Annotated in this window: 13 protein-coding genes and 1 riboswitch; of the genes, 6 read left to right on the plus strand and 7 right to left on the minus strand. The window is 38.3% G+C overall.

From position 1 onward, the window contains the following. Nucleotides 1-542: 542 nt before the first annotated feature. Together COE25_RS25300 and COE25_RS25305 are read left to right on the plus strand one after the other, a co-directional pair. Nucleotides 543-1,508, plus strand: a complete 966-nt coding sequence (locus tag COE25_RS25300) for a LacI family DNA-binding transcriptional regulator (protein ID WP_098934588.1) — start codon at nt 543-545, stop codon at nt 1,506-1,508. A 198-nt stretch (nt 1,509-1,706) separates the two neighbouring features. Beyond that, nucleotides 1,707-2,516, plus strand: coding sequence for a Cof-type HAD-IIB family hydrolase (locus COE25_RS25305; RefSeq protein WP_098934589.1), 810 nt, complete (start codon nt 1,707-1,709; stop codon nt 2,514-2,516). Nucleotides 2,517-2,604: 88 nt separating this feature from the next. On the opposite strand, the gene COE25_RS25310 is transcribed toward COE25_RS25305, so the two are convergent. The 6 genes from COE25_RS25310 to COE25_RS25335 all read right to left on the minus strand — a co-directional run bounded on the left by COE25_RS25310 (nt 2,605) and on the right by COE25_RS25335 (nt 8,239). Then, nucleotides 2,605-4,011 (minus strand): sensor histidine kinase, encoded by a 1,407-nt coding sequence (locus tag COE25_RS25310; RefSeq protein WP_257208958.1) that lies wholly within the window; start codon nt 4,009-4,011, stop codon nt 2,605-2,607. Continuing rightward, nucleotides 4,001-4,675, minus strand: a complete 675-nt coding sequence (locus tag COE25_RS25315; protein WP_098934590.1) for a response regulator transcription factor — start codon at nt 4,673-4,675, stop codon at nt 4,001-4,003. The genes COE25_RS25310 and COE25_RS25315 overlap by 11 nt, the downstream gene beginning before the upstream one ends. A gap of 149 nt (nt 4,676-4,824) precedes the next feature. Continuing rightward, nucleotides 4,825-5,511 (minus strand): PspA/IM30 family protein, encoded by a 687-nt coding sequence (locus tag COE25_RS25320; RefSeq protein WP_180247600.1) that lies wholly within the window; start codon nt 5,509-5,511, stop codon nt 4,825-4,827. 1 nt (nt 5,512) lies between these two features. Beyond that, nucleotides 5,513-5,926 carry a hypothetical protein gene (locus COE25_RS25325; protein ID WP_098934592.1) on the minus strand — a complete coding sequence of 138 codons (414 nt, stop codon included), beginning with the start codon at nt 5,924-5,926 and terminating at the stop codon, nt 5,513-5,515. A 165-nt stretch (nt 5,927-6,091) separates the two neighbouring features. Beyond that, nucleotides 6,092-7,087 carry an adenosine deaminase gene (gene add, locus COE25_RS25330; RefSeq protein ID WP_088085259.1) on the minus strand — a complete coding sequence of 332 codons (996 nt, stop codon included), beginning with the start codon at nt 7,085-7,087 and terminating at the stop codon, nt 6,092-6,094. A 73-nt stretch (nt 7,088-7,160) separates the two neighbouring features. Continuing rightward, a riboswitch (purine riboswitch) is annotated at nt 7,161-7,260 on the minus strand. Between the two features lie 88 nt (nt 7,261-7,348). Then, nucleotides 7,349-8,239 (minus strand): acyl-ACP desaturase, encoded by an 891-nt coding sequence (locus COE25_RS25335; RefSeq protein WP_098934593.1) that lies wholly within the window; start codon nt 8,237-8,239, stop codon nt 7,349-7,351. Between the two features lie 333 nt (nt 8,240-8,572). Between COE25_RS25335 and COE25_RS25340 the strand changes: the two genes are divergently transcribed. Genes COE25_RS25340 through COE25_RS25350 form a run of 3 tightly spaced genes read left to right on the plus strand, consistent with a single transcriptional unit; the run spans nt 8,573 to nt 10,909 of the window. Then, nucleotides 8,573-9,187 (plus strand): UDP-glucose/GDP-mannose dehydrogenase family protein, encoded by a 615-nt coding sequence (locus COE25_RS25340; RefSeq protein WP_088085257.1) that lies wholly within the window; start codon nt 8,573-8,575, stop codon nt 9,185-9,187. A gap of 35 nt (nt 9,188-9,222) precedes the next feature. Continuing rightward, nucleotides 9,223-9,744, plus strand: coding sequence for a phosphatase PAP2 family protein (locus tag COE25_RS25345; protein ID WP_257208968.1), 522 nt, complete (start codon nt 9,223-9,225; stop codon nt 9,742-9,744). A gap of 22 nt (nt 9,745-9,766) precedes the next feature. Continuing rightward, the gene (locus tag COE25_RS25350; RefSeq protein WP_098934595.1) at nt 9,767-10,909 is read left to right on the plus strand and encodes a glycosyltransferase family 4 protein; all 1,143 of its coding nucleotides are present in this window, start codon (nt 9,767-9,769) and stop codon (nt 10,907-10,909) included. A gap of 60 nt (nt 10,910-10,969) precedes the next feature. On the opposite strand, the gene COE25_RS25355 is transcribed toward COE25_RS25350, so the two are convergent. Further along, nucleotides 10,970-12,145 carry an ABC transporter substrate-binding protein gene (locus COE25_RS25355; protein WP_179195696.1) on the minus strand — a complete coding sequence of 392 codons (1,176 nt, stop codon included), beginning with the start codon at nt 12,143-12,145 and terminating at the stop codon, nt 10,970-10,972. Nucleotides 12,146-12,513: 368 nt separating this feature from the next. Here COE25_RS25355 and COE25_RS25360 point away from each other — a divergent pair, with 368 nt between their 5' ends. Continuing rightward, on the plus strand, nt 12,514-13,344 hold the full coding sequence (locus COE25_RS25360) for a metal-dependent hydrolase (protein WP_180247601.1): 831 nt from the start codon (nt 12,514-12,516) through the stop codon (nt 13,342-13,344). The last annotated feature ends 75 nt before the right edge of the window (nt 13,345-13,419 follow it).

The raw sequence follows: 13,419 nt of genomic DNA on the forward strand, positions 1-13,419 counted from the left end.
TTGGCTTAGCTTCACTTTCTGACGAAAGATTCACTAATAAAAAATTTGTTGACGTTTCTGCTTTGTTTAGTTTTCAAAGAACTATTTCGTGACAGAATAACATTGTATCATCTCGCTTCGATAAAGTCAAATATTATTTTGAAATAATTTTATTTGAATCAGCGAGGTTTTTATCATATCAATCTATATCATTTTTGTCAACTGGTGAAGGATTATTTTTTAAGAAGATCATATCCTCTTTCGCAATGCCCTCATCAGATTTACTATATTACTATCGTATCCTTCCAAAGTCAACTACTATTCTACTAAAAATCTAATTAATTATTTAGATCATGAAAATACCACCTCCCTGTTACTTAGTCGATTAGCATTTGGCTAATCAGGTGTCAGGTACCTTTCGTTATTATAGTGATTCCATCAATGCACTTGTTGTCGTCCACTGATACTACAAAACATCCTGGTTATATTATACAATTATGCAAAGATTAACTGAAAAACGCGGGATTGCAATGGTGTCAGGCACCGCTAAGGAAGGTACTTGTATGACAAACATTAAAGATGTGGCGAAGATGGCAGGCGTATCTGTAACAACTGTTTCTCGAGTGTTAAATAATCATCCTTATGTAAGTGAAGAAAAACGGGGTGCAGTTTTAGAAGCGATTAAACAGAGTAACTACCAACAAAATATTAATGCCGTCCATTTAAGTATGGGGAAAACCTTTCTTGTTGGTGTGGTTGTTCCTTTTATCGATCACCCTTATTTTGCACTATTAATTAAAGGGATAGCGAATGAAGCGTTACAAAACAACTACAAGTTGGTTTTATTTCAGACCAATTACGTGGAGACCAGGGAATTAGAAGCCCTTCAAATGCTCAAACAAAAGCAGATTGATGCTTTAATTATTTGTTCGAGAATATGTACTTGGTCGACAATCGAAGCGTATTTGCCTTTTGGACCCATTGTTTTATGCGAAGATACCAGAGGAAAAAATGTATCCTCCATATTCGTGGATCACTATAAAAGTTTCATTTTCGCCTTAGATTACTTGTATCAAAAAGGTCATCATAAAATCGGTTATTGCATCGGACGGAAATCAGGAACAAATAGTAGAAACAGGGAATTAGCGTATATGCATTTTATCAAGAACTATCATTTGCCTTTTGACCCTGCCTATATTTTTGAGGATTGTCTTCACTTTGAGGATGGAGAAAAGGTAATAAATCGGATTAAACAAATGTCTAATCCTCCTACAGCATTGCTAGTGACGAGCGATGAAGTCGCAGCAGGGATTGTAACCTGTGCGCAAAATTTAGATGTTAGGATACCAGACGACCTTGCACTAATTGGTTTCAATAATCAGCCCATTGCAAAAATGATGAATATCACCACAATTGAAATCCCCCTTGAGGATATCGGCAGGAAATTATTTTTACAAGGAATCATCAAAAATGAAGAGATTGCACAAAATGAAATCCCCGTGAAATTAATTGAGAGAAAAACGGTTTAATCTCAAGTATCAATTGACCTCTCCCTTCGAATTCTTACATTAAAGGAACTGCTAAAACAGATTTTTTTTACAAACCACTTGACCTGAAACGCGTTTCATAAAATATTCTGTTTTTGCAGGAACTCACAACACGATGTCGGCGTGATCGGAATCCTCTGAGCGTAACGACCGTGTTGTGTTTTAACGGAGGGGTAGAAAATGACAAAGCCTATTGTTTTTTTTGATATTGATGGTACGCTGCTTGACGAGGATAAAGTGATTCCGGATTCTACAAAGAAGGCCGTTCGTTTACTTCAGGAAAAAGGAGTTCACACAGTTATCGCCACTGGTCGTGTACCGAAGATGTTTTATTGGATTCAAAAAGAATTAAATATCGATTCTTTTATTTCCATGAATGGACAGTATGTCGTGTTTGAAGGGCAAGAAATATACGCGAATCCAATCAATGATGAGCTGCTTCAATCCATTACCACTATGACAGCAAGTAAAGGGCATGCCCTTGCTTACTGCGGCCACGATGATTATAGGGTCAGCGAAGGAAACCATCCACTTATTGAATCTAGTTTTGATTCATTGATGATGTCCTATCCTAAAGTTGATGAAGGATTTTATAAAAATAGGCCTATATATCAAGGACATCTTTACTGTAATAGCGGGAACGAGGATCTATATATCGACCGTTTCCCTGATTTCCACTTCGTCAAATGGCATGATCATGCTTATGATTTCCTTCCAAAAGGCGCCTCAAAAGCGGTCGGTATTCACAAACTGCAAGAGTACTTAGATACCAATAATGAGAATTGTTTTGCGTTTGGAGATGGTTTGAATGACTTGGAGATGTTAACAATGATTGGAACGGGGATTGCTATGGGTAATGGGGTTCCTGAAGCAAAGGCTGCAGCCGATTTAATCACGACGAATTCTTCTAATCACGGGATTCTCAATGGTCTTATCCAGGTGGGTCTTTTAGAAAAAGAGGCAGCCGATGAGTATGAAAACAAAGGATAGCAGCCGTTGAAATTGGTAGTTTTTTAGAAAGTTAGAAGTCATTCAAATATCTTATGAGGGACAGTGTCAAGCACTGTCCCCCATAAATCTATTCTTTATATACTAGTGGGATATGAATCATAAATGTACTTCCTTTGCCAAGTTCACTCGAAACTTTAATGGTTCCTTTATGTGTGTCAACGATCCACTTGGCGATGGAAAGCCCCAAACCATGCCCTCCCATTTGCCGGGAACGAGATTTATCGGACCTGTAAAAACGTTCGAAAATACGCTGATAATCCTCTGGCCTAATTCCGATTCCTGTGTCCTGAACAGAGATACAAAGCTGTTGTCCTACTATTGATAATGAGAGCTTAACTTCACCGCCCTGCGGGGTGTATTTTATCGCATTGTCTAAAAGTATATATAATAGCTGTGATAGTCTTTGCGGATCGCCGACTGTAATCAGCGAACCAAGTGTATTCAAGTGGAGCTTGATTTGCTTGGAAACTGCCAGCGGACGAACGGACTCAATTGCAGTTTCTGCCTGAGGACGGAAGTCAAAGGTCTCTAGACTAAGTTGGATTGTATTTGAGTCGGAACGGGCTAAGGTTAATAGATCGCTCACCAAATGTGTCATCCGCCTCACTTCTTGCCTCATATTCGAAAGTATTTTCTCTACCATGTCTCTCTGTTGAGGTTCGATTGTCATTTCCACCGCATCGATCGATGAGAGCAAGACACTTAATGGTGTTCGTAATTCATGTGAGGCATCTGCCACGAATTCGCGCTGCCTTGTAAATGCGCCGCTAATCGGAATCATCGCTCTTTTTGACATTACCACACTCATATAGATGGCAATACCCAAAAACAAGATGCCTATTGCTATCAGAATCAGCAATAGAGAGCGGAATAGCTGATAAGTAAATGTAATGTCTTTTCCCACATACAACTGCCCAATAAATTGACCTTTGTCGTAAATGGCTCGACTTGTAATTATTAGCCGAATATCTTTAGGTGCCTCACGCGGATGAAAGCCCCCCTTCATTCCCCTTCCGTTTGAATTTCCTTCATCATGCAGCGTTTCCTTTCGAATTTCTCTTTTGCTTTGAAATCTTCCATTTATTAGCTGCAGTAAATCAGAGCGCAAGCGGGGATCCGATTCATTCCCCATGATGATTTCTCCCTTAGAATTAACCACATAATAAAAGAACTGATTGACTCCAGCAAACACCAACTCTTGGTCATCCATTCCTTGGAGATCATTCTGTTCATCTTTTAATAAATAACTCTCAATGAAGTTTGCTTCCTGATTCACTAATGATTGAAGTTCTCGTTCCTGATTGTTTAGGATAACAACGTGTAGGACGATATAAACGATCGCAATAAAAAAGACAAGAAAGAGCATGAGCAGTCCACTATACATGCGTGTTAATCGGCCTTGTGTGCTCTTAAAAATATCTTTTTCACCTAGGTTCGTGAATGTCTGTATGAATGAGCTGAATTTAGTTACCAAACTTATACCCTACCCCTCTGATGCTTTGAAGCAAATTTTGTTTTCCGAAAGATTGGAGTTTCTTTCGGATTAATTTGACTGTCGCATCTATGGTTTTAGGGGCTACCTCTGAATCAAAGCCCCAGATTCGCTCAAGAATTACTTCACGCGGAAGGACCTGTCCCTTATTTTTCACCATTAAATCTAATAACTGAAATTCACGAGGGCTCAGTTGAATTTCCTCTCGATCCAAACGTACAATATGGCTTTTCCTATTCAGAACCAATCCATGAATTTGGATCTCGTCCTCCAAAATTGGTGCATAATTCCGTCGGGAAAGTGCACGCAGCCGAGCTAAAAGTTCGTCAATTTCGAAAGGTTTGACAAGGTAATCATCGGCACCAGAATCTAATCCCTCGATTCGGTCACCAACGGTATCTTTGGCGGTTAACATCAGAATCGCACCCGAATAACCCTGTTTCCGCAATCGGCTGCAAATTTCTACACCCGTCCCATTTGGCATCATCCAGTCCATGATTACTACTTCGTAGTGAGCAGAGGTGGCGTAATAGTAGGCATCTTCCCCGTCTACTACCCACTCAACCTGGTATCCGCCCTTTTTTTTGAGCATATAAACGATCAGCTCTCCGAGACGTATATCATCTTCTGCTAATAATATATTCATGGTATGAACCCCTTTTGAGATAGATTTTTAGATGAATCTATTCATCTCTAGCAACACAAATCTAGCATCGCAATCTTAAAGTTTGCTTAAGAAAAGATAATGATATAAAAAAAGAAGCACCATAAATAAATGGGTGCTCCTTTCTCGTCCTATTTTACGATTTCTTCTAATTGCATTACTTTTTCATTTTTTAGCTTTTCAAGTTCCTTTTCCAATTCTTCCTCGTTTACAAAGTTGCTGTACGCCGCATCATACTGGGCTAACGGTGCGGAAAACTGCTGACCAGCTTGTACCTCTGCTTCCATCATTAAAATCCGTTCTTCCGCACGGGCCACACCACTTGTAATGTTGTCAGTTTGGAAGGACACTGTTGCATTTTGAATCTGCTTCATCGACTGCGCCACATTCGCACGGGATGCTAGGAGGATTTTCTTATGCTGCATTTGGTTATAGGTCTCTTTCAACTCATTTAATTTTTCGATAAGAATTTGCGTTTGGGCTTTAACTGCTTCATATTGTTGCTTGTAAAGGTCTAGCTGCTTTTCATGGACTAGTTTCTCTTGCACCGCTAACTTCGCGATTCCATCCTCACCCTGTTCAATCGCTAGTTTCGCTTGACGCGTACGCTTTGCTACCAATCCTTCGGTTTCCAAAATGAGAGCAGCTTGTTTATTCTCCACAAAAATTTGACGAGACAAGGCTTTCTGGCCTTTTATAATTTCTTGCTCCATTTCTCGTGAATATTCATTTAACATCGCAATTGGATCCTCGATTCCATCTAGTAACCCATTGATTTCTGCCATCGTTATCGTCTTCACTCTTTTAAAAATACCCATTTTACACATTCTCCTTTTTATTGGTTAAATTTTTTTCCCATGTATCTAAAATACTTGCATTTTGATTTATTACCGGTATATGTGAACCCACTGGTGTGTTAATAAATTGTTTCATCGATGAGGCCTTTGCCTTCTTTCTAAACCATCTCACTAAGAGAACCACAACAGCTAGTCCTATGAGAAGGCCGAGCCAAGGAAATCCTCCGCCGTGGTGCGGTCCGTTCATAACCTGGTGAGAACCAAAACCACCTTGTTGCCCCACAGCGCTTCCTGGGCCATGGCTATGTCCATGCTGTCCGGCTGCATAACTACTACGACTATGACCTCCAAATAAATAGTGGAGTACATTGACCACCAAGATCATGGCGGCGATTGCCACGCCCCAGAAAATACCTTTTTTCACTTTCGTATTCATCTCTCTTTCCTCCTTTCTACTTGATACCTGAAGTCTAATAGAGAATAGTGAAAACTTGGTGAAAGCCTGTCCTGTTATTTAAAATTTCTCAAAAAAATAGAAAAGGTGTCAGGCACCATGTGAATTTTTCACATGGTGCCTGACACCTTTCATTCTACTTTTTTATCAGGGCATAAATTTTTTTAGCATTTCCTTTGTTTCGGAATCGGCAAAGCTTGCTTCGACACTATTAAGGTAAATTTGCTTATAGTCATTTTCATTAATATTGAATTCTTTAAATACGATGTTACATTCATTCGCCATTGTAGTATCTGAAACGGTTCGGTTGTCCGTATTAACTGTTACCTTGATTCCATCCTTATGAAACTGGTAGATTGGATGTTCACTAAACTGGTCCACTGCTTTTGTTTGTACATTACTGGTTGGGCACATTTCAAGGACGACATGTTTTTCCTTCACAATGTTGTATGCTTCAGCACAATCCTTTATGAATACGCCGTGTCCAATTCTCTCTGCACCCAAAAGTTCAACTGCCTCTAATACATTCTTCCCTATGCCTGTTTCACCCGCATGGATCGTTACTCTATAACCATATTCTCTAGCTAAGGCGATCGGTTCTACGAATCTTCCACAAAATCCTTCCTCTTCCGATGCGCATAAATCGATGGCCACTACACCTACTCCAAGGAATTTCTTCCCCTTCTCAACGACCTCAAAAGCACGGTCAGCAGGCATCGTTCTCATACAAGAAAGAATCAAATTTCCCTTTATCTCATATTGCTTTTCGGCATCCTTCATTCCAGATAAGACGCTTTGAATGATTTCTTCAACGTCTAATCCCCCTGCTGTATGAAGGAGTGGCGCAAATCTTACTTCCATGTATTTTACATTTTCCCGGGCTGCATCCTCAAAAAGTTCAAAGGTAATTCTTCTTAGATTTTCCTCTGACTGCATAACTAAATTAGGAATAGAAAATTTCTCTAAATATTCATCCAGGGATTTGCAATCTAATGGAGCAATCAGCTCTCTTTTAATCTCGTCTATTTTCATAGAGGGTAAACTGATACTCTCTCTCTTTGCGATATCAATGATTGTTTCAGGTCTTAGACTCCCATCTAAATGGCAGTGAAGTTCAATTTTGGGTAAGGTTGCGAAATTCATGTTGGATCTTTCCCTCCTAATTTTTGTTTGGTAAAAAAGTGAAAAAAAAAATTCCTGATTACGAAGAAAATACACATCCATGTATCTTCTTCGTAATCAGGAATTATTGGTTCCTGGTAGAGACCTCCAAACCATATCATTGGAGTTATACGAAATTTTTATTAAGTTACTATTGCTCAAGAATAATAAATCCTATTTTTATTGTCAAGAGTTTAAGTTTCGATTAAACCGGCAATATTTCCCTTTTTATTTGGAAGTACCTTATTTATTTTTATAAAAACGATCTCTTACTCTTTTCAACCGGGCGTGATAATTTAGAATGTCCAGTCTAGCTTTTTCTGCTTCTGGTGCAATCGGTCTTAATTTTTCCAATTCCCAATAATCAACAATCACATCTAGAACTTGATCAAAATATTCCAATGGGCCGTAGTTTGCCTCTTTTGCAATAATGGCCATGCGATCTTCAAAATCAGGCATTACTGTACCAGGCATTTGAAAATTCTTAATGACATGTCCTAAATGATAACAGTAATTGGGTTCCAATTGGAGATGAAATTTAATCACATCTCGATAAAAGGCATAATGCAACGTTTCATCCTTTGCAAGTCGGCGAAGCAGGCTAGCTAAATCCTTATCGTGCGAACCAGCTACTTTGGCAACATTATTATAAAAAACCATGGTTGCGAGTTCTTGTAAAGAGGTATAAACCATGGTTTCAAAAGGCGTATGGTAATCAGGATTCCAGCCATTCTCAACCGTTTGTTTGTGTAATTGGTGGAGGCGCTTCGGATCTACATTGCGTGTAATTAATAAATACGTTTCAATCAGGTTTGAATGCTGATCTTCTTCCGCAGTCCAAGTATGGACAAAATCTTTAATAACCGTTAAAGAACCTTTAAACGTTTGATCGAGATGAGAGGTAAACCATGGCAGGTTTACTTCGGTTAAAAGAGCCGTTTCAACCGCAGTAATAATGGATGGAGGCAGTGTGATCTGGCTTTCATCCCAGGGAACACGTCGAAAATCCATTGCCTTATCCCATGGTAAGAAATCATGGTAACCCCAATCTATTTTTTCAGACCGTTTTTTATGTTCTTCATATAAATCAATAAGTTTAGGCTCTAACCTAAAGTCCAAATCATTTGTTAACATCATAATCCCCCGTTGTTGTAAAAGTTTGTTTAGGTTTCCTGACAAGCGCTCATTCCAAATTCGAAAAATAGCACCACTTATAAATCACTTATAAAATCTGGAAAAACAGTTATTTTAATATCTGATATTAGTACCTACTACCAACCAAATTATAGCACACTATTCTGAATTTATCTAATGAAGGGATTTTTAATATTCTCAGGTGTCAGGCACTCTATTCATGATGAAGATGCTGAATCTTACAATTTCTTTACATTCTTTTAACACCAGCTTAAGAAAAAATTCTCTATTCCCTTATACAATAAAGTAAATAATATCAATTGGAGGGATTGGATGAAGATTACCGTTGCTGGAGCAGGATATGCAGGGCTGGTCACAAGTGCTTGCTTAGCAGAATTAGGGCATATGGTGACATGTATAGACATTAAGAAAGAGAAAATTGACATGCTCCAAAATGGTCGTTCTCCAATTTTTGAGCCTGGTCTTGAGTCTCTTTTAGAAAAAAATCTCCATAACGGTCAACTGAAGTTTACAGTGAGCCATCATCAAGCCTATTCAGAGGCTGAAGTCATTTTTATCGCGGTCGGAGCACCAAAAAAACATGATGGGTCACGGGATCTAAAATACATCCATGTAGTTTCACACACGATTGCTCACTATATCGAAAATGATGTAACCATTTGTACAATAAGCAAAGTCCCAGTCGGCACAAACGATCTTATCCAACAAATTATTAATAGAAGCAAGCCCCCTAACCTACTCGCAAACGTTGTCACCAATTCCGGGTTTCTTCGGGAAGGTTCTGCAATCCAAGATTTTTTCCACGGTGACCTAATCGTAATAGGAACCAATCATCCTGAAGCAGCAACAATAATCGAAAAAATTTATCAACCATTGAAAATCCCAATAATAATAACGGACATCCGAAGTGCTGAAATAATTATATAAGCATCGAATGCAAAGGGGAATAGACAATGATAAAAATGCTACATGTATTTTATGGTTTTGAATGCAGGGTCCTGCAAAAGGTAAACAGCCATTTTGATAAAAAGCTATTAAATCTTTTTTTCCGCACGGTTACACACCTTGGTGGAGCTAGAATAACTATTGCGGCCACACTTTTTCTCTTAATCCTCTCGCCAAGGGAAATCAGATTGATTGCCGTTGCTAGCGCACTTGCTTTATCAGCCAGTCATATACCCGTGCATTTTGTAAAGTTGCTATTTCCTCGTAAAAGACCCTATTTAATGATTGAAAAAACAAAGTTTCCTGCTAACCCATTACAAGATCATTCTTTTCCTTCAGGGCATACGACGGCAATATTTTCTCTTGTGACGCCATATGTCTTATTCATACCTCTACTTTCTTATGTCCTAATCCCTTTAGGGCTATGTGTAGGCATATCTAGAATTTACTTAGGTCTTCACTATCCTTCCGATGTGATTGCGGGAGGAATTCTAGGGACCCTATCCGGGAGCCTATGCTTTTATTTATTGTGGGTTTGAGAGTTCAATTAGGAGGGATTATATGAAAATTGCTATTTTCACAGATACCTTTTATCCAGACATCAACGGGGTTGCTGGGACGCTTAAACGATTGACTACCTATTTTGAAGATCAGAATATTGATTATAAAATTTTCGCACCCGATTCAAATTCTAACGACTATAGTTCTACGAATATTCATCTTTTTAAAAGCCGTTCCTTTTTCTTATACCCTGAATGCCGCTTAGCTTTTCCAAACCTTCTTCAAATCAAGTCAGAGTTACAACATTTCTCTCCTGATTTAATTCATGTTGCAACCCCTTTTAATATCGGCCTTTGTGGTATTTATTTTTCTAAGAAATTAAACATTCCCCTTGTTGGTTCCTATCACACCAATTTTGATCATTATTTACACTATTATGACCTTCATTTTCTTTCAAAAATCCACTGGAAATACATGCTCTGGTTCCATCGAACATGCAGCAAACTTTTTGTCCCCTCAACTGAAACATTCCTACAGCTTAAGCACCATGGATTTTCAAACTTAGAACTATGGCCTAGAGGTGTGGATTGCCAGCTTTATCACCCCTATTATGATAAAAACGCTGTTCAAAGACATTACAGCACACAAGGAAAATACCTGCTTACCTATGTTGGCAGATTAGCACCAGAGAAAGATATCAAAACACTATTTGCCGTCGCAAAATCAATCCCAGCTGAAATAAATGAAAAATTACATTGGTTAATCGTCGGTGATGGCCCATTACGCGAGGAACTGCAAGCCCAAGCAGAAGCTAATATGACCTTTACAGGATACCTATATGGAAAAAGCTTAGCCGAAGTCTATTCAGCATCTGATCTATTAGTTTTTCCCTCACCAACTGAGACCTTTGGAAATGTTGTTCTAGAGTCCCTTGCGAGTGGAACACCTGTCATTGGTGCAAAGTCTGGAGGTGTTAAGAATATAATTAAAGCAGGGATTACAGGTGAATTATGTAAACCAGGTAATGTTCAGGAATTTAGAGATGCCATTATTCAGATTTTAACGGATGATGGATTGCGAGAACAGATGGGAAACGCCGGAAGAGATTACGCCTTAACACAGAGATGGGATCGGATTTTTGAAAATCTGACTTGGCATTATACGAATGTAATCGAAGAACAAAACGGGCAAAAGTATGCATGATTAAGAAAAATAAAAAAAGTGAAATGGAAGGCCCGTCCTTCCATTTCACTTTTCGCAATTTTATGGATTAACTTTAGTGTTAAACACTTGCTTACCGTCTTTATATTCTAAAACAGTTGCTGATTTAATTGGATTGTGGTCTTTATCGATAGTGATCTTACCTGTAATCCTAGACAAATCTTTTGTTTTCTCTAATGCTTCTTTAATTTTTGTAGTATCCGTACCGCCAGCACGCTCAATCGCATCAGCTAATAGATAAACAGTGTCATAGCCAAGTGCATTAAATGCATTAGGTGATTCACCATTGAACTTTTCTTTGTAAGTCGTTACGAATTTTTGAATATTTTTATCTGGATCTTCAGATGTGTAATGGTTCGTGATAAATGTATTGTTTAATGCGTCCGCTCCAGCCAATTCCACTAACTTCGGTGAATCCCAGCCGTCTGCACCCATTAATGGAACAGTGATACCCATTTCACGAGCTTGTTTCACGATTAAACCAACTTCTTCATAGTATCCAGGAATAAAAATGAATTCTGGATTTTTGGCTTTAATTCGAGTTAAGGTTGCACGGAAATCAGTATCTTTCGCAACATATGCCTCTTCGGCAACCACTTTACCGCCAGCCTTTTCATATGTCTCTTTGAATGAAGCTGCTAAACCTTTCGCATAATCACTAGCGCTATCTGCAAAAATAGCTGCATTTTTTAAATTTAATTCCTTCGTAGCGAAATTCGCTGCAACGATCCCTTGGAATGGATCAATAAAGGAAGTACGGAAGACGAATTCGTTCAATTTTCCATTATCACCCACAGTTACGTTTGGACTTGTACCCGATGGTGTTAAAAGAATTGTTTTTGTATCATTCGCGATTTGAGCCTGTGCCACCGTATCACCACTTGTAGCTGCACCAATAATGGCTGTTACTTTGTCTTGACTTGTTAATTTAATGGCACCGTTTGTAGCTTCTGCTGCTTCGGATTTGTTATCCACTTTAATAATCTCTAGCTTTTTACCCTTTACTCCACCAGCTTTATTAATCTCATCAACTGCAATATCGATACCGTTCTCAAGTGACTCCCCGTAAGAAGCAACCCCTCCGGATAACTCTAAGTTAACTCCAACTTTAATCGTTTTACTGTCACTGCCTGAACTTTTTGGTGCTCCTGAACAACCTGCAAGTATTCCAGCTAATAAAGTGGAAGCCATAAACATTTTTGCCCATTTTTTCTTCATTATAATGACCTCTTTCTTTTTTTCTGATTTTTCTGACATAACAAAGCGTAGATTGATAGCCTTTTATGATTCAAAATACTTTTGTTTACTGTCTTAACTAATTGATAAATATTATTTTAAAACAATTTTTTCGATTCGTCTAGTATATTATTCGATTTATTTAAATATTTCTGATTTTTTTGATTAATATCGTTTTTGGCAGCGCTTTCTTTTGCGTATCACCAATAAATGCTATTCAAATCATGTTTTTTGGTTCACAAAACATTATACTTAAATTTTATCGACGTATGAATAATCCGATTATGGTTCTTATTATTCATTCGAAAAAATAATATGGTATATGAGGTCTCATTCTAAAGGTTATGGGGGTGCTTGCTCTGAAAATATTACGGCTTGGCCATGCCATGTACGTTCTAAAAAGTAAGGTTGGGAAAAAGTATCTTATTGATCCGTTCTTTGATTTAAATCCTGGCTTTCCTCCGCAATTAAATACTGCTGATTTCTACCAATCTATTGATTGTGTATTTTTAACCCATGGCCATTTTGATCATACAAGCGGTCTTACGAAGTTGGTTGACCATAAACCTGATATTATGATTGTGGCACAATACGAGCTGGCACTCATCCTTTTGCAGCAAGGAATTAAAAATGTCCTTCCCATTAATTTAGGAGGTTCTGTTTCCTTTGAGGATGTAAATGTAACCATGGTCCAGGCAAAACATACATCTTCTTACGGTGAAACCCAAGGCCAACCAGTATATGCCGGTGAGTCAGCAGGTTATATTTTTGACTTTAAAGATGATTATACCCTTTACCACTCTGGTGATACGGCATTAATGTCAGATATAAAGTTGATTCAAGATGTATATGAGCCGGAAATTGCAATCCTTTCTTCAAGCGGCCATTTTACAATGGGACCAAAAGAAGCCGCCTATGCTGTAAAAAATTTATTAAACGTTAAATATGTGATTCCCAGTCATACCTTTCCGACACATGAAACAGCTGCCTCTCCTAAATCATTAACCCAATTATTAAAGGCCTTCCCTGTTGTTGATTTTATGATTGATAAAGACAACGAGTTAAAGGAATTATTAAAGGATTATCCAAAGACAGCCGTGATTACACTCTCTTATGGAGAAGAAACAGAGTTCGATAAAAACCTTTGGTCAGAAGCTTTAGTTAATAAGGAATTCTCATGATGAGACGGGGCACCCTTTGAGAGGGTGCCTCCTTTTTAAATAAAAGAGTGTCAGGCACCGTTCGTGGACAAATGT

Origin of the sequence: Bacillus sp. AFS031507, from assembly GCF_002584635.1 — a bacterium.
In the GTDB taxonomy this organism is placed as follows: Bacteria; Bacillota; Bacilli; order Bacillales; family Cytobacillaceae; genus Neobacillus.